The sequence below is a fragment of the Staphylococcus sp. CWZ226 genome, assembly GCF_018986355.1.
Taxonomy (GTDB): Bacteria; Bacillota; Bacilli; order Staphylococcales; family Staphylococcaceae; genus Staphylococcus; species Staphylococcus simulans.
In genome coordinates, this window is record NZ_JAHMSB010000019.1 from 1 (window position 1) to 24,122 (window position 24,122).

Here is a 24,122-nt window from a genome sequence, read left to right on the forward strand (position 1 = left end):
TTAGCATACTATCACCTCATTATCTTATTACTATCATTATACAAGAAATGGGGAAAAGGTTATTATGTAAAATGTTAAAAAATAAAAAATGCCGACAAGTCCGTAGGACTTTGTCGACAGTCTGACACGCAACCTTTTTCAGGTTGCGTGTTTCTAGAATTTATCAATTTAACTTTTAATGAAATTTACATATTCATCAGGCAATTATGATTTAACTTGTGAGTCACCGAAGATTTTACGTTTGATTGCTTCACCTGTCGGTGTACCTGCTAAACCACCAAGACCAGTTTCACGTAATTCAGCTGGTAAGTTACGTCCAACTTTATCCATAGCTTCAATTACTTCATCTACTGGGATACGGCTTTCCACGCCAGCTAATGCTAAGTCAGCTGAGATTAATGCGTTACCTGAACCGATTGCGTTACGCATTACACATGGAATTTCTACTAAACCAGCAACTGGGTCACAAACTAGACCTAATAAGTTACTGATTGCGATAGCCATTGCTTGACCTGAAGCTTCTGGTTTACCGCCGAATGTTTCAACTGCTGCTGCTGCAGCAATAGCTGATGCTGAACCAACTTCAGCTTGGCAACCGCCTGTTGCGCCAGCAACACTTGCGTTGTTTGCTACAACACGGCCGAAGATAGCTGCTGTGAATAAGAAGTCCACCATTTGATCTTCAGTTAAGCCATGTGTTTTTTCTAATTTGAATAGTGTACCTGGAATTGTACCGGAGGAACCAGCTGTTGGAGTAGCACAAATGATACCCATTGCTGCGTTCACTTCGTTTGTCGCAACTGCACCCATAACGGCACTCATCATTTCATTACCTGAAAGCGCATGGTTGTTTTCGTTATAGTTTTTAATTTTAATTGCGTCTTGACCAGTATACCCTGTTACACTTTTAACGCCTTCGCCAGTTGTCCCTTTTTCAACTGCGTCGCGCATTACTTGTAAGTTTTGTCTCATTTGTTCACGGATTTCATCACGTGATTTCCCACTTAATTCTTTCTCTTCTTCAATCATAATTTCTGAGAATTTCATATCATGTTTATTCGCATAATCTATGATCTCTTTAATTGAATCAAACATACATTACACCTCTTTATTTTATATATGCAAAGTTTAAGTCGCTATATTTCTCTCTTAAATCGCTAAGTGCTTCTTCTGGTAAGGCTTTGTTTAAGTGTAAAGCCATTAAACAGCCATCTGGATTAATCGTTTTGATTTCTTCGTTGATGTCTGCACCGTGTTCGATTAAATCATTGATTAAATGGTTGATTGTCGCATTGTCAGTTGGTCCATCGATTTCTAATAATGGTAAGCCGTGGTTCATTAGAATACATTGACCATTGACGTTAATGCTTTTAATTTTAATAGTTCCGCCACCGATTGAGATTCCGTTCAATTCGATGTGACGATCACCTTGTTTTGCTTTAATTAATGCACAGTTAGGATGCTCTCCTAAACTTCTTCCAGTTTCTTCGATGAAACGAACATCGATACCATCGTTTTTAGCAATGTTTACTGCATTGCTGATACGTTCGTCGAAAGTGCTGAATCCTAGTAAGCCACCAACGATTGCAACGTCTGTACCGTGTCCTAAGTGTGTTTGTGCAAATGATTCATAATAATGAACTTCAATATCTTCAGGTTCTCCTTGAAGTACCATTCTTGCTGCGTTACCGATTTTTACTGCACCTGCAGTGTGTGAACTTGATGGTCCCATCATAACTGGACCGATTATATCAAATGCGCTTTGGTAATCATGTTTACGTGCCATAGCGTATTGTCATCTCCTTAATCTCTTTATAAGAAATGCTTAATTAATTTGCTTTTGACGGTTCTGCTTTGCCTTCAGGTAATTTGTCAGATAGTTTCTTGAAGTTGATTTTGCTCATAATCTTACCTAAAATCCAACCAAGGATAATTGCTGTCACGATAACAGCTGCGATAGTAATAAGTGATGGAATTGGTTTGTTAAATCCAAACAATACAATTGCACCAGCTATTGGTGTTGCCATTCCCGTTACATTAATAACTAAACCTGCAATCGTAACAATTGTCGCTGTAAACATACCGACTATGGCGTTTGCGCCGTAAAGTTGAATCGGATATTTTGCGATTGTATCGATTTGTGTTAAAGGTTCTACTGCAACTGCGAAGGCTTTACCTAAGCCGCCGATTTTAAGTGCTCTGAACATCATAAAGTTAACGAATGATGAACCTGTAGTTGTTAATGCACCGATAGCCATCGGAACACCTGTTAAACCAAGTAAACTTGTTAATACCATAGAACTTAATGGCGTCATACCTACCACCGGAATGATTAAGCCTAAAATAATTGCTAAAGCGTAAGGATTATTGTCACCAACTGCTGTAATCGCACCACCGATTTGTCTTAACACAGCCATTACTCCTGGTGAAATTAATCCGCCGATTCCGAATGCTAATGCCGGAGCGACTAAGATTACGACAATTAAGTCTAAGCCTTCTGGTACTTTTTTCTCGATCAATTTAATCAAGAAGCTCACTAAGTAAGCAGCGATAAATGCCGGTAATAATTTTTGATCATGTAAAACTAAACCAATGATAACTGCGAAGACTGGAGAGATTCCCAATTTCAAACCAGTTAAAATACCTACTGCAATACCACTTAAGCTTCCTGCTAAGTCTCCAATTCTTTGGAAGAATTCCAAGTGGAACACGCCACCGATCGCATAACTTAAGAATGCTTGCGGTAAAAATGTTGCACATGCTGCACCTGAAAGTGCTTGTAGCCCCTGTTTACCATAAGGAGCAAATTTTAAGAATAACGACATTGCTAGAAGGACTAGCAACAACGTCCCAGTTCCCAAAATAATATCCATGCCAAATGACCTCTTTTCCTACTATATATTTAATTTTCCTACCACCGACATCATACTACCTTTGATAAAGCGTTTTCAATACCTTTTGCAAACATTTTGTGAACAAATTGCGAATAATTTCACAAACTCTTTATTATGACTATTATTACTCTTTATTTTTAAATATAAAGAGTAATTATAATCATAACGTTTATAAAGTTGTCACAATTAGTTTAAACGATAGCAATTAATTTAAACACTTACCATTAATAAAAATAATCTTGTTAACCCTAAAACAACATTAAAGACTCCCTTTAGACTTTTATTGTTATTTGTCTATACAAATTATTTTCCATTAGCAACTATAACACTTTAGTAAATAACTTTAAACCAACAAATTCGGGTGATTTTATCGGGTAAAAGCTAAAATGCTTGATACCGTAGGATTTTGAGCAATTTAATACCTAAAAAGTTCTAATATACTGAAAATTTACGAAGTTTATCCTTTTTTAAACTCAATTTTAAGTTAGCTTAATATTCCTATGCCATGCTTGAAGTGACGAAATTGATGATAACGCCGAATCACTGCGGAAAGCAATACTATCCCATAAAGCCGTACACCAGAAATCTATCTCTCACATATCCGCATGTGTATATCAATTTTCTTCGTTGTCGTTTTGTCTGTTTCATCCGACAGTTTATACCTCATACTCATAACACCATGGATGACATGACACTTTCATTTTGAAATAGGAGTGTTGTTTTCATGCCTATGAAGTTAAGTAAAAAGAAAAGCTTGCTTCATGTTTCTACGCTAGCTTTAAGCGGTTTACTATTCTTTAATATGCCTGGAGTGATGAATGCTGCTGAAAGTCATGATTACGCAAATGAACAGTCCGCTGAATTATCCGCTTTGGTCGAAAATACTGATACTGCTCAAACAACTGAAACATTTATCCCTACATCGCATCCAACTGATGTGGCTCAAGCTGCTGATGTTGAACCCGATCCTTCCCTTGCAGAAAATGTTTCAAAGACAAATGTCGCAGATGCAGAAGGAAATCGTAAAGAAGCAGATACTGAGTCCACAACCTCAAAAGCAACAGCAGGACAAACCTATGCGCATCAAGCATCAGCAACAACTTCAAAAAGTGAAGATGCAGGCTCACACTATCAGGGTGAAACCGCATCATACGCTGACTTGCCAGAAACAGGACACGTTGACCATCCAGAATCGGGTGCTGTCATAGCCATTATTATGAGTATTGTTGTCTCTACTATTGCCCTTATTCACGTATGCAGACAAAATGCACGTTCAGTTGTTCCAAACCGAGATGACGTTTGATTGAAAAATCCCTAGTATATCTTTTCTAAAATCCCTAAAAAAACAGACTTAGAAACCTGTCTTTTCTCCCTTTCTTTAAGACATTGTTTCTAAGTCTGTTTATTTTTTATTCATTTTTAGATGAGTGCACACTAGAGTCTCTGACATTTAACTGTGCCATTAACCAATCTGATTGAATTTGTTCACTTTCTCCTTCAAAAAATTGTTTTAAGCGTGCAAAAATTGATGCGCCGATAGTTTCAGCATGAATACCTACAGCGGTTAATGATGGATAATGTACTTTATTCCAACTATTCTCTTCTAATGTAACAATTGCAACATCTTCAGGCACTTTTAATTCCTTTGTTTTAAGTGCTTGTAAAATACCAGACAACATCGCATGATTCGAAGCAATCAATGCAGTTGGATGATTTGATTGCGCAAAGAGTTGCTGGACGGTGTCATAGCCGTATTTTTCTGTAGCTTGTAAACTTAAATCAGTATATTGATATGAGATTAGTCGTTCATCCATTTGTTGTTCAAAATCTTCTAATGCTGCTTTATATCCCATTCTTGTATCAGCTGTTGCACTGGAAGCAGGATTACCTAAAATTAAAGCGATTGATTGATGGTTTTGTTTCAATAAATGTTCAGCAGCTTGATAGGCTGTATCTTCATGATTTAACCCAATGTAAGGTATCTGTTCATCCTCAATTTGATTATCAATAATTACCATTGGAATGTCTCTCCAACGTTTTGAAATACGCATTTGTGCTGAAACTGGCGAAACAATAATACCATCTACTTGTTGTGATACAAACCAATCTATCAGCTCATCTTGACGTTGTACTTGTTCATTAGATGCCATCGCAATAATTCGAATAGACTCTGAACCTTGTTGATGCTCAATCGCATCAATGACAGAGGCATAATAAGCATCGTGTCTCGGTATAATAAATGCGATTGTTTTAATACTTTCTCCGCGTAAAGATTGAATATATCGACTCGGTTCATAGCCTAACATTTCTAATGCTTCCACTACACGTGCACGTGCTTGATCATTAGAAACATGCTTTTTATCTTCTAATATTTGATTGACCGTCGCAATCGACAAGCCAGAAATTCTCGCAATATCATGTAAGGTCGGTTGTGTTTTCTTCATTTTCTTTCAAACTCCTTGAATCAGTTGAATTGTTGTTTATTCTTGGTGTGCTTACTTATCAATGTTCTCCATAGATAATTCAAAATCTAACCAATTTACAATATCTGATAATAACATACCGCGATATGAACTTACATTTAATAACTCATGATCTAACCCGTCATAAATTCTTAATGATTTATGTGTGGTTTTAGCTTCTTTGAAGAATTGGATTGCATCATCAGAACTTACAATGCGGTCACTGCCACCATGCATAATCAACACTTTGTCTTCAAACTTAGAAAATTCGATATCCATATCTCGGACCGCTTCTCTAAATGCTTTGATTCTTTTATGTTTCTCAATATCCGCTTCTTCATCCTGATTTTCTATTTCTGCTGAATGATCTACGACATCATCACGAAAGACAGGTTGCCCCGTTGGAGACAAACCACCTGCAGAAATATAACCGTGCACTGCATTCGGATAACGTATACCAAATAATGTCGCTATTGTACCGCCTACACCATGGCCTAAAATAAATATTTTTCCTGTCAATTGTGCTTTAACATAATCTACAACAGCCTTTAAATCTTCTACGACGATATCTACATGTTCATAAAGATTTTTGTCACCAGGAGTTTTACCATGACCTCGTTGATCATAACGAATGACATTATAATCATATTCATTAAATGTTGAAGCCACACCATCATAGTCATCTAATTCTTCTGACAATCCTTGTACAATAATCAAATTAGCCATTGGCTGTTCACCTAACGTAATTTTACTGTAGAGATTCACACCATCAAAAGATGAAATATAATCAATATCTGACACAGATAAAAACCTCTCTTTCACTATATATCCTTATTTTCACTTACCCTATGCAGACTTGAAAATCACTTTTTCAATACAATAGCTCCATTCTTTTTTAGTTATTTACTTACTTGTTTATTCGTATTAAAATAATAGAGTTCTTTCATAGTTAATTTATTATATTGACTAAATTATAAAATACAGAAAGCAGATGACGCTATTGAACATCAGGACTACTCATATTAAAGATATGCTTCCTTATTTAATCATTATTATATTATTGCACCTGATAGGTGTTACTTGTTTATGGATGGGTGCACATACACACCCTATTTTATTCGGAATGGGTATCTTAGCATATACACTAGGTTTACGTCATGCATTTGATGCTGACCACATTGCAGCTATTGATAATACAGTTCGCAAACTGATGCAAGAAAAACAAAATCCGTCAGGTGTTGGCTTCTATTTTTCTATCGGCCATTCCAGCGTAGTTTTTATCATGGCACTTTTATTAGGTGTTTCAGTATCATGGGCACAGCAACAGATGCCCCTCTTTCAAGCTATTGGTGGAATCATCGGAACGATGGTTTCTGGTCTATTTCTACTACTAATTGGTATTTTGAACTTAATTATCTTAGTGTCATTGATTCGTTTATTTATGCGTTTACGCTTTGAACAAGTTTCTGACGATGAACTGGATCAATTGTTAGCTTCTAGAGGGCTTATTCAACGATTTGTTGGTCCTTATTTTAAATTCATCAACAGAAGTTGGCACGTTTTACCATTAGGTTTCCTATTTGGATTAGGCTTTGATACTGCAAGTGAGATTGCTTTGCTTGCATTATCATCTGGGGCTGCTGAACAGTCATTGCCTTTTGCTGGCATTATCGCACTTCCATTATTATTTGCGGCAGGCATGAGTTTATTAGATACACTAGATGGCGCGCTCATGAAGTCTGCTTATCACTGGGCATTTCTAAAACCAGTTCGTAAAATTTATTACAATATTACCATTACCGCCATCTCCGTCATAGCTGCGTTGATAATCGGTACTGTAGAAATTCTACAAATGATTGGCGAACATTTTAAATTGCACAGTCCTTTTTGGGATGAAGTTGCATCAATTGAATTTAATCATTTAGGTTATCTGCTCGTTGGCGTATTCTTATTGTTTTGGTTAGTATCTGTGATTATTTGGAAACTTAATCACTTTGAAGAACAACAGTTGCGATAGTATTCAAAACTTTTCTTACCATAACAATTCCTTACCTTCATCTAAAATAAAGCAATCCTTACATTTCACTTTAAAAATTAAGTAAATGTAAGGATTGCTTTTTAAAATACAAATTGAACTAATATCATATAAGCGATTGTACCACCCGCAATTGAAATCAACATATTACGTTTAATCACATGCAAGATAATAATCACTACAATCGCAATCAACTCTGGCAACCCATGATTGCCAGTTAAGATAGGCGTTTTACGTAACGCATAAACGACTAAGAAACCAAATACCGCTGCAGGAAGTACAGCGCCTAAATATTGTACAAACTTTGGTGTTTCTTTATCTTTAGAAAAGATTAAAAACGGCAAGAAGCGTGTCAACATCGTTCCAATCACAACAACCGCAATCGTTAAAATTTGTTGGGTTAAGGTCATATTAAGCCACACCCTTTCTTGCGAAATATCCTCTGAGGATAGTCAATGCGAGCACAATTAAAATCATTGAAGGTAAGATGAATTGATTAGGTCCGAAGATGACCAAACAAACTATAGGGATAGCCAACCCAATTAATGAACTTACATGATTCTTTTCTTTCAACCAAGACTCTAAAAAGATTACAACGAAAAGAGCGACCATCACAAAATCTAAGCCTTTTGTATCAAACTTAATAAAGACACCGAACAGACTTCCGATTGTCGTACCGAAAAACCAATAAAATTGATTTAATAATGTGACATAGAACATAAATAAGGTCTTATCGACATTTTTAGGTACATTCGCCATATTATTAATTACGAAGGTTTCATCACACATCCCAAAAATTAAGTATGGCTTATATTTTCCTGTCCCTTTAAATCGATCCAACATGGAAATACCATAAAATAAGTGTCTGGAATTCAGCATAAGTGTCAATACGAAGACACTTAATGGATTAAATGGAACTAATAATAAACTTCCGGCCACAAATTCCATGGATCCTGCAAAAATCAACAAACTCATCAGCATCGCATAAATTGGCGGGAAGCCTAATGAATGCATATAAATACCATAAGCAATACCAATAAATGAAAACCCTGCGAAAATTGGAATTGTTTGAGGAAATGCTGCTTTTATAGCTTTTAAATGCGGATGTTCAGTCATGACTATCAATCCTCTTTCTATGTATATGAAAATCTTCGAAAAACATACATTTTCCGAAGATTTAATGTAGCTTATAAAACTCTGAAAGCATCAGGTACTGGTACTACTTTTTGTTCAACAATATTGTAGAACCCGCCATACTGCATACCTTGGCAATGGATTTGATTACCTGTACTGATTTCAAATTCAAACACCCATTTTAAACGACTGATTTTCGTTAACCAGCATTTGCCAACGGGTTTGTCGTGAATAGTAAGTGGTATCTTATAATCAATTTCAGTATGCATAAGTATAGGTGAAATATTTTGTTTCAACATTTCAGAAGGGGTTAGATGCTTATTTACAAATATTGTTCTTAAATCTTCAAACCAACGGACATAGACAATATTGCTGACGATACCCATCGCATCAATATCATAGCCGTTTACTTCAATTTCTGTTTCTGCCACTAATTTACGTTCGCTCAACACCGACAACTCCTATCTTTCTTTATAACATCAGTATAACAACGTTTTTATAAAGTTGATAAGTGTTATCTTAATTTACAATGAAGTTTCTGTATTGAATTCATGTTTCAGCAAAGCGTATCTATGAAAGTCTTCAAATTGTCCACGTTCAAATGACTCATCTTTATCCGTTCCAACAAAACGGAAGTTTGCACGTTCTGCGACTTTTTGACTGGCTTTGTTTTTAGTGTTGATGTGCAACGATAACTTATTTAAATCCAAAGTATTGAATGCGAAATCACAGATTTTATGTAGGCAACGGGCAATGATTCCTAAGCCATTATACTTACTCTGCAACCAATATCCTACAAAAGCTTTTTTATTTTCTAAATCAATTTGCTGTATATCAATAGTGCCAACTACTTGGTCTCGATAGTAAATCACAAAAAGGCGATGTTCACCTGCAGCCTGTTTCTTCAACATTAACTTAATGAAGTTGAGTTCATCTTCCACCGTTAAGGTATGATCAATGAACGGTAAATACGTTGAAAGAAATGCTCTATCTTGTTCAATCACTTGAAATAAAGGTTCAGCCATGAATGTTTCAGGTTGTGCTAACTTTATGTCTTCATCTACTGGAAAATAAAAAAAGTCCACATGTATCGCCTGCTTTCGCTCTATGTATTTTTTCATGAATAACTAGAGTATAGTGGAGTTGACAGAATATTTCAATATTAATTCGATGTAAAAAAAAGACGAGTAATGCAAAATGCACTACTCGTCGAAATTGAGTATTCAGTTCATTTCTTAAATATTATAAGAAACGTTTAGCTGCTACTGAAAGTGGTGGGATTTCATCAAAGTCTAATTTTTTATCTTCAGTAATAGATCTGTATGCCCATTTAGCATAGTTGATTGCTTCATCCGGTACAATTTTACCTGGAAGTGGTGCAGCGTTCGCATCAACATGTACGTTTACGATTGTTGGTCTGTTTTCATTTAATGCAGCTTCAACAACAGTATCGATGTCTGCTGGATCTTCTAATGTGTAACCAGCACCGCCGCATGCTTCAGCGAATTTAGCAACATCCATATCTGAGAAGTCGATTGCATATTCTAATTCACCAGCTGCTTGTTGTTCGTATTTGATGAACGCTAATTGTTTGTTGTTCAATACGAAGATAACCATTGGCATGTTATATTGAACAGCTGTTGCGAAGTCTTGCATTACCATTTGGAAACCACCGTCACCAGCGATACCGATAACTTGACGGTTAGGGAATGCTACGTTAGATGCAATTGCACCTGGTAACGCGCAACCCATTGTACCTAACCAACTAGAAATAATGAATTCGTTACTTGGTTTAAGGTTTAGGTAACGTGTTGACCATACTGTTGAAGTACCAACATCAATTGAGAATACAGCGTCATTGTCTGCTTCTCTGTTGATAGCTTGCATCAAGTGTTCTGGACGGATTGGATAAGAATCATTGTTAAGGTCTTTTTCCATCCATTCTTTCCAAGTAGCCATGTTATCTAATGCTTCTTTTAAGAATTTACGGTTTTTAACTGGTTTAACAAGGTTTGTTAATTCAGTTAACGCGATTTTAGCGTCACCGATAATTCCAGCATTTACTTTGAAACGGTGACCGATTGCACTTGGATCAATGTCGATTTGAACGGCTTTGATATTTTTCTTAGGAAGGTAATCAACATATGGATAGTTTGTACCTACCATGATTAATAAGTCAGCATTTTGCATTGCTTGATATGCAGGTTTTGTACCGATTTTACCGATGTTACCTAAGTTATATGGGTGGTCATCTGGAATGATTGTTTTAGCTGGTAAAGTGATGATTGTAGGGATTTGTGCTTTATTGATTAAAGCTTCTACTTCAGGTCCAGCATGTTTTGCACCAGTACCCATTAACATTACAGGTTTTTTAGCTTTATTAATTAATTTTGCAGCTTTTTTAATTTTAGCTGTGTTTGGTGCTGGGATTGTTGGGCGTTTTTTGTTTACAACTTTATTAGTTGTATCTTTAACTTTGTTAGTTAATAAGTTGTTAGGCAAGATTAAAGTTGCCACACCTTTTTTCTCGTAAGCTGTTTTAATAGCTTCGTTTACGATACCAAAGATATCGTCATCTTTTTCTGAGATTTGACGGTTGTATACTGAAACATCTTCACATAATGATAATAAATTTGTTTCTTGGAAAGCTTTAGTACCAAGTACAGTACTATTAGATTGACCTACTAGCACTAATTGAGGAACGCCATCCATTTTAGCGTCATACATACCATTTAATAAGTGAATCGCACCTGGACCACCGATTGCTAATGATACGCCGATTTTACCAGTAAGTTTTGTGTAAGCTGAAGCTGCTAAGCTTCCTACTTCTTCATGACGAACATGATAGAATTTAATTTGTTCACTTACTGTACGTAAACTATCAACTACTGCGTCGATAGAGTCGCCCGGGATACCATATAAGTGATCAATATCCCATTGTAGTAAAGCTTCTACAAGTGCTTGATTTGCTTTAATTTTTGCCATTTTAAAAATAGCCCCTTTCTATTCATTAAAAAAGTAACTGTATTCAAACTACCCTTTAGTTAGTGTTTGATGCTGCGTTATGCAAAGTGTGTCTATATATTCTAATGCTAATAAAAAAGAATAATCAGGATTGGTAACAACACTGAACTGATGACTGCAGTCAGAATCATACCAATTGAACTGAATGCACCTGATTCTAAATCTAATTCTAAGGCTTTTGCTGTTCCGAACGCATGTGATGCATTTCCAAATGCAAGCCCTTTTGCAATGGAAGTTCTAAAGTTCCCCATACGCAACAGCAATGAGCCGAGCATACTGCCGATTAAGCCAGTGGTAATAATAAATAGTACTGTAATTGTATCTGCACCGCCCATTTGGTGAGATACTTGGATACCAACCGCTGCTGTGATGGAACGCGGTAATAATGTGACAATTTCTTCTTTATTGAAGCCTAAAATCTTCAACGACGAATAAACTAACACAAAATTGAGTAATACGCCAGTCAATACGCTTGTAAAAATAATATTGAAGTTTTCAAATATTTTATGACGATTGATATAAAGCGGATAAGCTAAGCAAACAACCGTACAGCTCAGCAAGTAATTAATTAAATGGCCGCCTGCCATGTAAGAATTATAATTCTGACGGAACAACAATAACACGATTATAATTCCAATTGAAGCAACTAGGGCTGGATTTAAGAATGGGCTAGGAAATCTCTTGTGCAGCTTCTTCGCTGCAAGATACATAACCACTGTCAGTACTATCATTATGATGTCTTTTAAAATAATCATGATGTGTGACTCCCCTTACCACCATGTTGTCTTCTGGCCATCTTCTCAGCAATTAGCCCAGAGACGTAAGCGACAGCTATTGTTCCGAGAATGATGACGCCGAAGAACAAAATAAAGTTGAGGTGTATGTCACCTATGATATCCATTACACCAACGACGGAAGGGATAAAGAAAAACACCATCGTTGTTAGCAAGAAGTTGGAACCCGCTTCGACCCATTTGACAGGTATAATTTTAAATTGTAATAGTAGGAAAAAGAGTCCTAGGCCGACGATACTTCCAGCTAATGGAATATGCAAAAGGTGCTGAAGGGTGTTGCCTAAATACGTGATGCCCATAATCAAGATAATTTGGAAGATAATCTTTAAAACCTTCGATGTCATAAGCTAACACCTTTCCTTAAAAATAAGCGTATAAATGGTCATGTCCAAATCGATTCTGGTGTCTGAATCTAGTGTCCATCACTATTTATACACATTCTTTTGACTTACATTCCTTATTCTATGACAATTCTGTGTATAATAAAAATATCGATTTTAGATACTACCTATTACTTTTTTCTATGAAAGCGATAACATCGATTACTTTTCTTCCAAATACGAACTTTTGTTACCATCAATCTTGTTCCATAACGTATATACCCCTTTCTGACAGTCTTAACAATAAATTTAAAAGCACACAAAAACAGCTGTTCATTTTACCGAACAACTGTCTTGCTTTAGAAATGAAAGCATTGAAAATACCGTTAAATATAATTGTATGATCTGTGCAACCTCTTAAACATTCGCTTTATACCCCATTATGACATTCTAGTGAACTTTACTTATCTTGGTGACAATTCATCTTCAGTCATCCACATATGATTCTTAACCATCTTGCCATTATCTTTATCTTTATAGTCCACTGTATAAACTGTTGTTTTTTCTACTTTATCGATTGTTGCTTTCGCACCTTTCATACCCTTCATATGATTCGCTTTCAAAGTAACAGTGTCCCCTTTTTTGAAACCTTCTTTCGGTGCATTTTTGATTTCCTCATTTACGACCCATTTGTGATGAGAAACTTTTTTACCGCCATCAGTTGGTTGATAGCTGACTTCGTACACACATGTATTATAAGCGCCTTTAACTTTACCGTCAGCATTCATCATGCCTGGCATGTGGCCTTCTTTTAATCTAACATCATCCCCCTCATCAAACTGACTGTGACGTGCATGATGCATATGTTCAGGCATTTGGCCATGATGATGCCCCATGTGATGTTCTCCCTCTTTTGAAGTCTGTTTATCTTGTGTTGTATTTTGAGCATTTTGACTTGAGGTTTGTGTGTCCTCTTGATCATTTGAACAAGCGGTAAGTATCAGAGACGACGTTAACATAACCATTCCGATTCTTTTCAACATACCTTTCACCCTTTCTTTACTCCCACATTTATCATATACCCCCTTTAGGTATATTACAATCTAATAAAAATAGGACGCCCTTATGCTGTCGCAAAAAGTGACGTCCTTTGTCTAGTTTTATATAGTTAATGATGATTTCATGTAATCAATATATTCTCTTGTCGCATAGTTGATATACTTTTCTTTTTTCCAAATCACACCTAGTTGCCATCTCATAGAAGCATCATTAATTTTCGCACTATGAATAGGCCCACGCAGCATTTTCACAATGTTTTCTGGTAGGATACTGACTCCTAATCCAGCTGTTAATAAGTTTTCGATAAAGTTCCATTGCGAAATTTTGGAAATAGTCTTAGGCACAAAACCAGAACGTTTAGCTGTTTCAATAATTTTATCGTTTAAATAGAAATCTTCATTAAACAATATAAAATCTTCATTTGCTAACTCATGCATTTCTACCATTTCACGTCCAGCGAATGGATGTGTTTCACTAACAACCAACAAAATATCCTCTGTATAAAGTGGAATAGATTCAAAGATAGCACTGTCTACAGGCAAAGTTGTAATGCCAATGTCAATTTCATTATTGATGATTTGAGATTCTAATGCCTTCCCGCCATTCTCTACCAAATTGTACGTAATATTTGGATACATTTGATGGAAATTACCTAGTGTATCAATGAATTTATTCATGTTCATAACAGCTGATAATCCAATACTGATATGACCCGCTTCAAGTCCCTTTAACTGATTCACTTCTTTAGGCAGGTTCTCAAACAAATTCATAATTTCCAATGATTTCTTATAGAAAATCTCTCCGCTGTCTGTCAAAGTTAAATGACGTTTACTACGATCAAATAACGCACTGCCCAGTTCGTTTTCTAAATCTTTGATTGCTTTGCTGATTGTGGGCTGTGCAATATAAAGTTCTTTAGAGGCATTTGTCATACCGCCATGTTGTACAACTGCAATAAAATATCCCATTTGTTTAATATCCATGTTTGTGCCCCTTCTCTTTTTACAATTTCTTTCTTTTCACATATACCACTATTTTATAATATCAACTGCTGAAGTGCTATATATCCAGAAAAACAGACCAGAGAACTTTTCAACTCTCGGTCTGCTTTCTTTTTATTTAATAATATCAATCAATTCTTTTTTAGCTGCTGCACGTGCTGGTATCCAACCGAATATAATACCAATTAAAGTTGATACACCCACTGCGAGTAAAACAGATCCTAAGCTTACAGCACTCTTGATATAATCAGGTGTGACTACATCGACAAGCGAAGCAATTCCGATACCTAATAATAATCCGATAATGCCACCTATTAAACAAAGTACGACACTTTCAACTAAGAATTGTATCTCAATATCTCTTGCTTTAGCACCGAACGCGCGACGTATTGCGATTTCTTCTGAACGCTCCGCAACGGAAATGTACATCACATTCATCACACCAATACCTGCAATGAATAGAGATATACCTGCGACTGCTGCTACAAAGTACGTAATTCCATCAAATATTTTACTGATGCCTTTCATCATTTCTTCCATATCTGAATATTGATAACTACCTGCTGCTTGGCCGCTTCCTTTTTTCGATAACACCTTTGCGACACGTTCACCTACTTCTTTTTTGTTATAACCATCTTCGATCTTAACTTCTAACTGTGCAAAATCTTGCGTTAGATTAGGTAAATAATGTTCAAGCGTTTGTGTCGGCATATGTACGACATTATTTTCAAAGCCATCACCCGTGGTTATACCGACAATCTTAAATCCTTGTCCATTAATAAATAGTGATTGTCCAACTGCTTTTTTAGGTTTATCAAATAAATCCTCAGCTAATTTCTTATCAATGGTTACAACTTTGTTTTCAATCGCATTATCACCTTGATTAAAACCGTGACCTTCATCTACATTGCTAAATTGGTCCTTCACGTAAATATTTGCATTGCCATTTTTACGTGAATTCGTCACTTTAGCTGTAAATGCTTGATCTTTATCTTTTTTAATCTGTGCTTTTTCTACTCCTTTTTCTCTTTCCGCTAATCGAATATCACTAGGTGCAAAAGGCTCTGTTTTTATATCAGCATCCGTAGACTGCATAAAGCTAATAAGCGCAGCATCTTTAGACGCACCTGAATCTGAAAACTGTTCATTTGCGGTCTTTTTGAATCCATTTCCTAAAGCCATGATAGTAATCACAGCCGCAATACCAATAATAATCCCAATCATCGTGAAGATATTACGCCGCTTATTTTTCATGATTGAACGTAGTGAAACAATGAGTATATTAGATAATCGACTCATTTTATCACCTCTTCTTCCTGAATGCGTCCATCCAAGATGTGGAAGATGCGATCTGCTTTTTCAGCTACTGCTCTATCATGTGTCACCATAATCATCGTTGTCTCTTGTTCTTGATTCAGACGTATAAATAATTCCATTATATCTTCTGAAGTTTTTGAGTCGAGTGCACCCGTAGGTTCATCTGCGATAATAAACTTTGGTTGATTCACTATGGAACGCGCAATTGCCACCCGTTGTTGTTGACCGCCAGATAATTTATTTGGCACAAAATTTTCTTTATCGTAGAGCCCGACATTATGCAGTGTATTTAAAACACGCTGCTTTCGTTCTTGACTTCCGATACCTGCATAAACTAAAGGAATACTTACATTTTCTAGCACTGTGTTATTTTGTATCAATTTAAAATTTTGAAAGACAAAACCTACAACTTGGTTTCTAATTTCAGCTAATTGATTATCCGAACTCTTTTTATAATTGTTGTTATTAAATAAGTATTCGCCCTCATAGCCTCTATCAATGAAACCTATGATATTAATCAACGTACTTTTACCTGAACCAGAAGGCCCCATAATTGCGATAAACTCGCCCTTTTTTATTTCCAGGGAAATATCCTTTAAGATATGATTCACTTTATCTCCATTTTTAAAAGAACGATTGATGTTTTCTAACTTAATCATTCTTTCACCTCAATCTTATCTCCCTCTTTTAGAGATGATTTAGAATTTTGAACTAAACGTTCTCCTTCTTTCAATCCTGACTTAACGTAAATAGAACCCTCTTTCTTTTCTACTTTGATTTTACGTTTTTCAATTTTATTTTCTTTATTTAGAACATAAACTGTATTATCTTTGTCCAATACATTTTGAGGAATTTTAATTTTGTCAGTAGCGACAGAAGCATCTAGTGATAAACCTGCACGTACTGGAGAAGATAAATGACCAATAACCACTTTATATTTCGAAGCATCGTTTGAGCTGTCTTTACCTGATACATCATTCATAACAGGATTCGAAGCTTGTCCTGCTCCTTCTTCTTCAGAAGCACCTGCAGCAGAAGCACCACTCATCGCATTTTCATTCAGACTGTCTTCATAACTTGTTGGAAGTTCAGATATCTTTATAACTTCACCTGTCCCTTTGTCACCTGTGCTGTTGACCTTATATTCAATTTTTTGTCCTTCTTTAATTTTATTCAAATCATATTCAGTTACTGTTGTTTTGATTTGCGGATCTTTTGAAATTAATTGAAGAATCGTTTCACCTTCATTAGGATAATCCTCTTGCATAATTTCTATCTTTCCTGGGAAAGCCGCAAATAAGCTATCGTTAATTTGTTGATCAAATTGATTTAATGATTGATTCGCTTTATTTAAGTTTGCTTGTGCTTCTGATAGTTGTTCGTTGGCTTGCTCATCATTTGGTGCACGATTGACACTTTCTTGCGCTTTTTGTCTTGCACGTTCTGATTGGTTCACTTTATCAAGTAAGCTTTGACGTTGATTCTGGCTCGTATCATAGCTGATAATTTGTTGACCTTTTTCAACATCTTGACCATTTGAAACAGTGGTATTGATATATGTACCGATAGTTGAATTATTTTGGTAAGACTTCACTGTTTCCGGAGAAGCTTTACCTTGCATAGTTAGCGGACTTTCTTTTTTAGCTTTATAGACACTATATGTATTTTCCTTATTTGATGTGCCTCCAGCATTTTTAACAATGATTGCGATAATAAATAATAGTAGAATTGCCGCAATGATTAAAATTATCCATGTCATTTTCTTTTTCACACTAATTCTCTCTCCTAACGATTAATTTTAAACTCACAATTGCATAATATCACAACTTAAAAATAAATGAATACCTTTACATTAATAAAGTTAGATATTTATAATCTTTAAAGTTGTCTACTAATTTAAGCAACGCTCATTAACAATGAAATCAAATGATTAAAACATCAATAAAAAATTTTATCATTTTTAGAAAAACCATTTATTAAAATTAATGACTATGATACGCTCTTAATAAATCTTACATAAGGAGTAGCATATGGAAAATTCTAACTTACTGCTAGGGGATTCCTTTAGCAAATTCAGAGAACGTCCAAAATGGATACTTAATTTAATTATTTGGATTGTCGTAGTTATTGGTTCACTATGGTTGACTTTCGCTTTTAGTGATTGGACAGAACTCATGAAACAAACCAACCCAAATATGAATCAAGCACAAGTTGAACAAGCTAGATCGTTTATGGGACCAGTCACTGTTATTGGAGGCCTCTTCTCACAACTTTTCTATTTACTTATCGCATTTTTAATCGTTTGGGCAATTGCGCGTATTTTCAAATCTAATGTGAAAAAGAAAAGCATTTTTGCGGGAACATTATTTGCGCTGTTAATCAGCTCATTAGTAGCACTGATTGTCTTAGTGATTCAAGTGATTGTTGGTTTAGATATTGTGAAAATTTCGATCACAAGCTTGAATATATTTGACCCAGGTAATAAAGTACTTAGCGTATTTAACTTACAGACTTTACTTTCTGGTTATTTATTGAGTGTTTTACTGTATAAAACTTGTAAGTTATCAGGAAAAGTTTCTATTATTTTTGGTGTTGCATTAGTCATTATTTCAATCGGATTCGGATTGCTTGGCGCATCCATTCAATAATATAGCTAATGTATAAGAGGGAATGAACATGTGTGTCATTCCCTCTTATTTATATATTTATGATTCGTTTTTCTATTCAAAAAAGCTTAAACTATTAACAAGTCATTTGTAGTGACTTATTCAAGCAGAAAGTAGTGATTCTAATAGATACACAAACAAACACCATACAAACACCTGATAATTTCCAACTTCATATACGTACGCACCTTTCACAACAACCGAAAGGTATCATCATCTATTATCATGGTGGTGGTTTAATTGCGGGTTCACCTCACGATTTATCTGATGAAGCAATTCAAATACTGACACAACATTTTCATTTAGTGGAAGCACCCTATCGGTTAGCACCCGAATCCAATATCGGCACTATTTTAAATGATGCTTTTTTAGTATTTGATAACATCAATAAAATATATCCTGATTTGCCACTCTTTACTTTCGGACGATCTTCCGGAGGTTATTTAGCTTTGCAAATCGCATCTCAACGTACTGTTAAAGGTGTCATTGATTTTTATGGTTATGCAAAAGTGGACTTGCCTGAATTCAAATTACCGCACAGTGAATTCCAAAAGAAAACGGCCCATCTTAACTCAGCTATGATTGATATGATGATTCAATCACAACCGATTACAGAAGGACCGATTCAGTTTCGTTATCCACTCTATTTATATACAAGAGGCATCGGACAGTGGTATGAATTTGTCGGTATTCAAGATGCTGAAAAAACTGAATTAAATTTAAGTGCACGTGCTTTAAAACAATTGCCTCCCGTTTTTATTGCGCATGCTTCAAGAGATATTGATGTTCCTTTTAGTGAAAGCGAACGGTTGAAACAATATATTCCTAATTCCACATTAATTACACTCGATAGTGATGAACACGATTTTGATCGTTCGTTTAATAGTAATATTAAAACAATATACCAACAAGCAGAGCAATTCTTACACCAATGTTTAGAAATTTAAGTCGTAAATTGATTTAAGTCATGATGTTCACATTCTAATAAATAACGCTTCCTATCTAATCCGCCACCATATCCAGTCAGTTTGTTGTGGTGGCCTACCACACGGTGGCAAGGGATAATAATAGAAATCGGATTACTGCCTACTGCTCCACCAACTGCTTGTGCAGACATTTTTTTCTTACCTCTTAACTGTGCAATTTTACGTGCTATATCTCCATACGTTACTAATTCACCGTAAGGAATTTTAACAAGCTCATTCCAAACCTGTTCTCTGAATTCAGTACCAGAAGCATGATACTTAAAATTAATTTCTGGATTTTCCCCTTTAAAATAACGATCTAACCAATCACTGACTTGGTTAAAAACTGGCACTGAGGTTAATGCCACTTTATCTATATTTGGATCTTCTTTATTAATTTGTCCTTCGTAATAAATACCTGTCAATACATCATCTTCGCTTACAAGCGTTAATGTTCCTATTGGAGATTGATAATCACTCATTTTCGTCATTAAATCACCTTTTCTTCTTTTTATCTATTTAAACGCTGCAAATTCAATAATTTCTTTTAATCCCTATTACTTTCATTATGTATAAAAAAAGAACACACCTCAAATGAGATGTGTTCCAAAAATCATTGATAGATTTTTTAGTTAAACTTATTGTTTATCTTTATTGTCTTTACGACGTCTACCGAATAACAAGATTGAACCTAGAGCTGCAAATAATCCACCGAATAATGGTGCGTTATTTGTGCTTTCTGTTTCACCTGTGTCTGGTAAAGCTTCTTCCTTCTCTTTAGAACTTGCTTCTTCAGAAGGCTTTTCTTGTTTTTCAACTGCTGGTTGTTCCACGCTTGGAGCTGGAGTAACAGCTGGTGCAGTTGGTTCCTCTGGTGTTGTTGGAACTTCCGGTTTTTCAGGTGTGCCTGGCTCTTCCGGTGTTGTCGGAACTTCTGGTTTTTCAGGTGTGCCTGGTTCTTCCGGCGTTGTTGGAACTTCTGGTTTTTCAGGTGTGCCTGGTTCCTCTGGTGTTGTCGGTTCTTCCGGTTTTTCAGGTGTGCCTGGCTCTTCCGGTGTTGTCGGAACTTCCGGTTTTTCAGGTGTGCCTGGTTCCTCTGGTGTTGTCGGTTCTTCCGGTTTTTCAGGTGTGCCTGGTTCCTCTGGTGTTGTCGGTTCTTCCGGCTTTTCAGGTGTGCCTGGTTCTTCCGGTGTTGTCGGTTCTTCCGGTTTTTCAGGTGTGCCTGGTTCCTCTGGTGTTGTCGGTTCTTCCGGCTTTTCAGGTGTGCCTGGCTCTTCCGGTGTTGGATCCTCTGGTGTTGGTTCTACTACTGGTTTGTAGAATCCGCTGTCGATTGTTTTATCATCTGCGTTATTTACAATCACTGTTACAGTTTTGCCGTCTGAGTCTAATGCAGTATTTCCTACATTAACTAATGTTGGTTCATAACCTTCTGGCGTTTCAAATGTAATTGTATATTCACCATTCGGTAAGTTTGTGAACTCATAATTACCATTTTCGTCTGTTGTAGTTGTAACTGTTGATCCATCTGGTTTTGTCAACGTTACTTCTACGCCAGGGATGCCAGGTTCATTTGAGTTTTGGATACCGTCTTTGTTTGTATCTTCCCAAACTTTATCGCCAACTGTGTAAGTTGCTGGTACTGGTGTTGGTTCTACTACTGGTTTAAAGAAGCCACTATCAATTGTGTAGTTATCTGCATTATTGATTGTAACTGTTGTAGTTGTTCCATCTGAATCAAGCGCAGTATTTCCTACATTAACTAATGTTGGTTCATAACCTTCCGGTGCTTCGAATGTGATCGTGTATTCACCATTTGGTAAATCTGTGAATTCATACTTACCATTCGCATCTGTTGTTGTTGTAACGACTGAACCATCCGGTTTCGTTAACGTTACTGTTACACCTTCGATACCTACTTCGTTAGAGTTTTGGATACCGTCTTTATTACTATCTTCCCATACATAATCACCTAAGTTATATGTTGCTGGTACTGGTGTTGGCTCAACTGTTGGTTTGTAGAAACCGCTGTCGATTGTTTTATCGTCGCCGTTATTAACAGTAACTGTTGTTGTCGTACCGTTTGAATCTAATTCAGGATTACCGACGTTCGGTGTTGTTGGTTCATAACCTTCCGGTGTTTCGAATGTGATCGTGTAATCACCGTTCGGTAAGTTTGTAAACTCATAGTTACCGTTATTATCTGTTGTTGTCGTAACTGTTGAACCATCTGGTTTCGTTAATGTTACTTCTACGCCAGGAATACCCGGTTCATTTGAGTTTTGTACTCCGTCTTTGTTTGTGTCTTCCCAAACTTTATCACCAACTGTGTAAGTTGCTGGCTCTTGTGGTGTTTCTTGTACTGGTTTGTAGAAACCGCTGTCGATTGTCTTATCGTCTGCATTGTCTACAGTTACTGTTGTTGTTGTTCCGTTTGAGTCCAATTCAGGGTTGCCGACATTCGGTGTTGTTGGTTCATAACCTTCTGGTGTTTCGAATGTGATTGTGTAATCACCGTTCGGTAAGTTTGTAAACTCATAGTTACCGTTATTGTCTGTTGTTGTCGTAACTGTTGAACCATCTGGTTTTGTCAACGTTACTTCTACGCCAGGAATACCCGGTTCATTTGAGTTTTGTACTCCGTCTTTGTTTGTGTCTTCCCAAACTTTATCACCAACTGTGTAAGTTGCTGGCTCTTGTGGTGTTTCTTGTACTGGTTTGTAGAAACCGCTGTCGATTGTCTTATCGTCGCCGTTATTAACAGTAACTGTTGTTGTTGTTCCGTTTGAGTCTAATTCAGGGTTGCCGACATTCGGTGTTGTTGGTTCGTAACCTTCAGGTGTTTCGAATGTGATTGTGTAATCGCCATTCGGTAAGTTTGTAAACTCATAGTTACCGTTTCCGTCTGTTGTAGTCGTTACTGTTGATCCGTCCGGTTTTGTCAACGTTACTTCTACGCCAGGAATACCTGGTTCATTTGAGTTTTGTACTCCGTCTTTGTTTGTGTCTTCCCAAACTTTATCGCCAACTGTGTAAGTAGCTGGAACTGGTGTCGGCTCTTCAACTGGTTTGTAGAATCCGCTGTCGATTGTGTAATTATCCGCGTTATTGATTGTTACTGTTGTTGACGCGCCGTCTGAATCCAATGCATCGTCACCTACGTTGACTAATGTTGCTTCATAACCTTCCGGTGCTGTGAAATCAACTGTGTAGTCGCCGTTTTCTAGACCAGTAAACTCATATTTACCGTTCGCATCTGTAACTGTCGTTACTGTTGATCCGTCTGGTTTTGTCAATGTTACTGTTACGCCTTCGATACCCACTTCATTCGAGTTTTGGATGCCGTCTTTATTTGAATCTTCCCATACATAGTCGCCTAAGTTGTATGTTGCTGGTACTGGCGTTGGTTCTTCAACCGTTGGTTTGAAGAATCCGCTGTCGATTGTGTAGTTATCTGCGTTATTGATTGTTACTGTTGTTGACGCGCCGTCTGAATCCAATGCATCGTCACCTACGTTGACTAATGTTGCTTCATAACCTTCCGGTGCTGTGAAATCAACTGTGTAGTCGCCGTTTTCTAGGCCAGTAAACTCATATTTACCGTTCGCATCTGTAACTGTCGTTACTGTTGATCCGTCTGGTTTTGTCAATGTTACTGTTACGCCTTCGATACCCACTTCATTCGAGTTTTGGATGCCGTCTTTATTTGAATCTTCCCATACATAGTCGCCTAAGTTGTATGTTGCTGGTACTGGCGTTGGTTCTTCAACCGCTGGTTTGTAGAATCCGCTGTCGATTGTGTAGTTATCTGCGTTATTGATTGTTACTGTTGTTGACGCGCCGTCTGAATCCAATGCATCGTCACCTACGTTGACTAATGTTGCTTCATAACCTTCCGGTGCTGTGAAATCAACTGTGTAGTCGCCGTTTTCTAGACCAGTAAACTCATATTTACCGTTCGCATCTGTAACTGTCGTTACTGTTGATCCGTCTGGTTTTGTCAATGTTACTGTTACGCCTTCGATACCCACTTCATTCGAGTTTTGGATGCCGTCTTTATTGCTGTCTTCCCATACATAGTCACCTAAGTTGTATGTTGCCGGTACTGGCGTTGGTTCTTCAACCGCTGGTTTGAAGAATCCGCTGTCGATTGTGTAGTTATCCGCGTTATTGATTGTCACTGTTGTTGACGCGCCGTCTGAATCCAATGCATCGTCACCTACGTTGACTAATGTTGCTTCATAACCTTCCGGTGCTGTGAAATCAACTGTGTAGTCGCCGTTTTCTAGACCAGTAAACTCATATTTACCGTTCGCATCTGTAACTGTCGTTACTGTTGATCCGTCTGGTTTTGTCAATGTTACTGTTACGCCTTCGATACCCACTTCATTCGAGTTTTGGATGCCGTCTTTATTGCTGTCTTCCCATACATAGTCACCTAAGTTGTATGT

At 36.7% G+C, this 24,122-nt stretch carries 23 protein-coding genes; 4 read left to right on the top strand and 19 right to left on the bottom strand.

The features are described 5' to 3' along the window. Nucleotides 1-204: 204 nt before the first annotated feature. The 3 genes from sdaAA to KRR19_RS11535 are packed head-to-tail and all read right to left on the bottom strand — an operon-like array spanning nucleotide 205 to nucleotide 2,873. Nucleotides 205-1,095 (bottom strand): L-serine ammonia-lyase, iron-sulfur-dependent, subunit alpha, encoded by an 891-nt coding sequence (gene sdaAA, locus KRR19_RS11525; protein ID WP_002479815.1) that lies wholly within the window; start codon nucleotides 1,093-1,095, stop codon nucleotides 205-207. A gap of 13 nt (nucleotides 1,096-1,108) precedes the next feature. Further along, nucleotides 1,109-1,786 carry an L-serine ammonia-lyase, iron-sulfur-dependent subunit beta gene (sdaAB, locus tag KRR19_RS11530; protein WP_002479816.1) on the bottom strand — a complete coding sequence of 226 codons (678 nt, stop codon included), beginning with the start codon at nucleotides 1,784-1,786 and terminating at the stop codon, nucleotides 1,109-1,111. Nucleotides 1,787-1,829: 43 nt separating this feature from the next. Then, complete coding sequence (locus tag KRR19_RS11535) at nucleotides 1,830-2,873, bottom strand: PTS sugar transporter subunit IIC (protein WP_002479817.1); 1,044 nt, start codon at nucleotides 2,871-2,873, stop codon at nucleotides 1,830-1,832. Between the two features lie 745 nt (nucleotides 2,874-3,618). Here KRR19_RS11535 and KRR19_RS11540 point away from each other — a divergent pair. Continuing rightward, nucleotides 3,619-4,197 (top strand): prolipoprotein diacylglyceryl transferase, encoded by a 579-nt coding sequence (locus KRR19_RS11540; RefSeq protein ID WP_105978534.1) that lies wholly within the window; start codon nucleotides 3,619-3,621, stop codon nucleotides 4,195-4,197. A 106-nt stretch (nucleotides 4,198-4,303) separates the two neighbouring features. Here the strand turns inward: KRR19_RS11540 and KRR19_RS11545 are convergent, their stop codons facing one another. Continuing rightward, the gene (locus KRR19_RS11545; RefSeq protein WP_002479819.1) at nucleotides 4,304-5,338 is read right to left on the bottom strand and encodes a LacI family DNA-binding transcriptional regulator; all 1,035 of its coding nucleotides are present in this window, start codon (nucleotides 5,336-5,338) and stop codon (nucleotides 4,304-4,306) included. A gap of 51 nt (nucleotides 5,339-5,389) precedes the next feature. Continuing rightward, nucleotides 5,390-6,157 carry an alpha/beta hydrolase gene (locus tag KRR19_RS11550; protein WP_002479820.1) on the bottom strand — a complete coding sequence of 256 codons (768 nt, stop codon included), beginning with the start codon at nucleotides 6,155-6,157 and terminating at the stop codon, nucleotides 5,390-5,392. A 169-nt stretch (nucleotides 6,158-6,326) separates the two neighbouring features. Between KRR19_RS11550 and KRR19_RS11555 the strand changes: the two genes are divergently transcribed. Next, on the top strand, nucleotides 6,327-7,373 hold the full coding sequence (locus tag KRR19_RS11555) for a HoxN/HupN/NixA family nickel/cobalt transporter (RefSeq protein ID WP_372510748.1): 1,047 nt from the start codon (nucleotides 6,327-6,329) through the stop codon (nucleotides 7,371-7,373). Nucleotides 7,374-7,474: 101 nt separating this feature from the next. Here KRR19_RS11555 and KRR19_RS11560 read toward each other — a convergent pair whose 3' ends face one another. The 12 genes from KRR19_RS11560 to KRR19_RS11615 all read right to left on the bottom strand — a co-directional run bounded on the left by KRR19_RS11560 (nucleotide 7,475) and on the right by KRR19_RS11615 (nucleotide 17,799). Continuing rightward, nucleotides 7,475-7,801 (bottom strand): branched-chain amino acid transporter permease, encoded by a 327-nt coding sequence (locus KRR19_RS11560; protein ID WP_057510001.1) that lies wholly within the window; start codon nucleotides 7,799-7,801, stop codon nucleotides 7,475-7,477. A gap of 1 nt (nucleotide 7,802) precedes the next feature. Then, nucleotides 7,803-8,507 carry an AzlC family ABC transporter permease gene (locus KRR19_RS11565; RefSeq protein WP_023015109.1) on the bottom strand — a complete coding sequence of 235 codons (705 nt, stop codon included), beginning with the start codon at nucleotides 8,505-8,507 and terminating at the stop codon, nucleotides 7,803-7,805. 71 nt (nucleotides 8,508-8,578) lie between these two features. Further along, a complete protein-coding gene (locus KRR19_RS11570; protein WP_037557637.1) occupies nucleotides 8,579-8,977 on the bottom strand; it encodes an acyl-CoA thioesterase in 399 nt (132 codons plus the stop codon). A 72-nt stretch (nucleotides 8,978-9,049) separates the two neighbouring features. Beyond that, nucleotides 9,050-9,610, bottom strand: a complete 561-nt coding sequence (locus KRR19_RS11575; protein WP_002479825.1) for a GNAT family N-acetyltransferase — start codon at nucleotides 9,608-9,610, stop codon at nucleotides 9,050-9,052. 157 nt (nucleotides 9,611-9,767) lie between these two features. Beyond that, nucleotides 9,768-11,510, bottom strand: coding sequence for a pyruvate oxidase (locus KRR19_RS11580; RefSeq protein ID WP_002479826.1), 1,743 nt, complete (start codon nucleotides 11,508-11,510; stop codon nucleotides 9,768-9,770). Between the two features lie 107 nt (nucleotides 11,511-11,617). Then, the gene (locus KRR19_RS11585) at nucleotides 11,618-12,304 is read right to left on the bottom strand and encodes an LrgB family protein (protein ID WP_002479827.1); all 687 of its coding nucleotides are present in this window, start codon (nucleotides 12,302-12,304) and stop codon (nucleotides 11,618-11,620) included. Continuing rightward, the gene (locus KRR19_RS11590) at nucleotides 12,301-12,687 is read right to left on the bottom strand and encodes a CidA/LrgA family protein (RefSeq protein ID WP_002479828.1); all 387 of its coding nucleotides are present in this window, start codon (nucleotides 12,685-12,687) and stop codon (nucleotides 12,301-12,303) included. Before KRR19_RS11590 ends, KRR19_RS11585 begins: the two co-directional genes overlap by 4 nt. Nucleotides 12,688-13,127: 440 nt before the next feature. Next, a complete protein-coding gene (locus tag KRR19_RS11595) occupies nucleotides 13,128-13,706 on the bottom strand; it encodes a YdhK family protein (protein ID WP_107539709.1) in 579 nt (192 codons plus the stop codon). 117 nt (nucleotides 13,707-13,823) lie between these two features. Next, nucleotides 13,824-14,705 carry a cidABC operon transcriptional activator CidR gene (cidR, locus tag KRR19_RS11600; protein WP_002479830.1) on the bottom strand — a complete coding sequence of 294 codons (882 nt, stop codon included), beginning with the start codon at nucleotides 14,703-14,705 and terminating at the stop codon, nucleotides 13,824-13,826. A gap of 132 nt (nucleotides 14,706-14,837) precedes the next feature. Beyond that, nucleotides 14,838-16,022 carry an ABC transporter permease gene (locus tag KRR19_RS11605; protein ID WP_023015112.1) on the bottom strand — a complete coding sequence of 395 codons (1,185 nt, stop codon included), beginning with the start codon at nucleotides 16,020-16,022 and terminating at the stop codon, nucleotides 14,838-14,840. Further along, nucleotides 16,019-16,699: an ABC transporter ATP-binding protein gene (locus KRR19_RS11610; protein WP_002479832.1), complete on the bottom strand. Its 681-nt coding sequence runs from the start codon at nucleotides 16,697-16,699 to the stop codon at nucleotides 16,019-16,021. Before KRR19_RS11610 ends, KRR19_RS11605 begins: the two co-directional genes overlap by 4 nt. Continuing rightward, entirely contained in the window at nucleotides 16,696-17,799 is a 1,104-nt protein-coding gene (locus KRR19_RS11615) for an efflux RND transporter periplasmic adaptor subunit (protein WP_242543482.1), read from the bottom strand. Before KRR19_RS11615 ends, KRR19_RS11610 begins: the two co-directional genes overlap by 4 nt. A gap of 271 nt (nucleotides 17,800-18,070) precedes the next feature. Between KRR19_RS11615 and KRR19_RS11620 the strand changes: the two genes are divergently transcribed. Further along, nucleotides 18,071-18,688, top strand: coding sequence for a YIP1 family protein (locus tag KRR19_RS11620; protein ID WP_002479834.1), 618 nt, complete (start codon nucleotides 18,071-18,073; stop codon nucleotides 18,686-18,688). Nucleotides 18,689-18,822: 134 nt separating this feature from the next. Beyond that, nucleotides 18,823-19,653, top strand: coding sequence for an alpha/beta hydrolase (locus tag KRR19_RS11625; RefSeq protein WP_107548285.1), 831 nt, complete (start codon nucleotides 18,823-18,825; stop codon nucleotides 19,651-19,653). On the opposite strand, the gene KRR19_RS11630 is transcribed toward KRR19_RS11625, so the two are convergent. Next, nucleotides 19,650-20,162: a methylated-DNA--[protein]-cysteine S-methyltransferase gene (locus KRR19_RS11630; protein WP_057510009.1), complete on the bottom strand. Its 513-nt coding sequence runs from the start codon at nucleotides 20,160-20,162 to the stop codon at nucleotides 19,650-19,652. The genes KRR19_RS11625 and KRR19_RS11630 overlap by 4 nt on opposite strands. A gap of 147 nt (nucleotides 20,163-20,309) precedes the next feature. Then, nucleotides 20,310-24,122 (bottom strand): SdrD B-like domain-containing protein (locus KRR19_RS12395; RefSeq protein ID WP_216733642.1); only part of this gene is annotated, 3,813 nt, incomplete at its 5' end.

Coding starts and splice junctions, on each gene's coding strand:
- sdaAA (WP_002479815.1), bottom strand. CDS start 1,095: ATGTTTGATTCAATTAAAGAGATCATAGATTATGCGAATAAACATGAT.
- sdaAB (WP_002479816.1), bottom strand. CDS start 1,786: ATGGCACGTAAACATGATTACCAAAGCGCATTTGATATAATCGGTCCA.
- KRR19_RS11535 (WP_002479817.1), bottom strand. CDS start 2,873: ATGGATATTATTTTGGGAACTGGGACGTTGTTGCTAGTCCTTCTAGCA.
- KRR19_RS11540 (WP_105978534.1), top strand. CDS start 3,619: ATGCCTATGAAGTTAAGTAAAAAGAAAAGCTTGCTTCATGTTTCTACG.
- KRR19_RS11545 (WP_002479819.1), bottom strand. CDS start 5,338: ATGAAGAAAACACAACCGACCTTACATGATATTGCGAGAATTTCTGGC.
- KRR19_RS11560 (WP_057510001.1), bottom strand. CDS start 7,801: ATGACCTTAACCCAACAAATTTTAACGATTGCGGTTGTTGTGATTGGA.
- KRR19_RS11565 (WP_023015109.1), bottom strand. CDS start 8,507: ATGACTGAACATCCGCATTTAAAAGCTATAAAAGCAGCATTTCCTCAA.
- KRR19_RS11580 (WP_002479826.1), bottom strand. CDS start 11,510: ATGGCAAAAATTAAAGCAAATCAAGCACTTGTAGAAGCTTTACTACAA.
- KRR19_RS11585 (WP_002479827.1), bottom strand. CDS start 12,304: ATGATTATTTTAAAAGACATCATAATGATAGTACTGACAGTGGTTATG.
- KRR19_RS11590 (WP_002479828.1), bottom strand. CDS start 12,687: ATGACATCGAAGGTTTTAAAGATTATCTTCCAAATTATCTTGATTATG.
- KRR19_RS11595 (WP_107539709.1), bottom strand. CDS start 13,706: ATGTTGAAAAGAATCGGAATGGTTATGTTAACGTCGTCTCTGATACTT.
- cidR (WP_002479830.1), bottom strand. CDS start 14,705: ATGGATATTAAACAAATGGGATATTTTATTGCAGTTGTACAACATGGC.
- KRR19_RS11605 (WP_023015112.1), bottom strand. CDS start 16,022: ATGAGTCGATTATCTAATATACTCATTGTTTCACTACGTTCAATCATG.
- KRR19_RS11610 (WP_002479832.1), bottom strand. CDS start 16,699: ATGATTAAGTTAGAAAACATCAATCGTTCTTTTAAAAATGGAGATAAA.
- KRR19_RS11615 (WP_242543482.1), bottom strand. CDS start 17,799: ATGACATGGATAATTTTAATCATTGCGGCAATTCTACTATTATTTATT.
- KRR19_RS11620 (WP_002479834.1), top strand. CDS start 18,071: ATGGAAAATTCTAACTTACTGCTAGGGGATTCCTTTAGCAAATTCAGA.
- KRR19_RS11630 (WP_057510009.1), bottom strand. CDS start 20,162: ATGACGAAAATGAGTGATTATCAATCTCCAATAGGAACATTAACGCTT.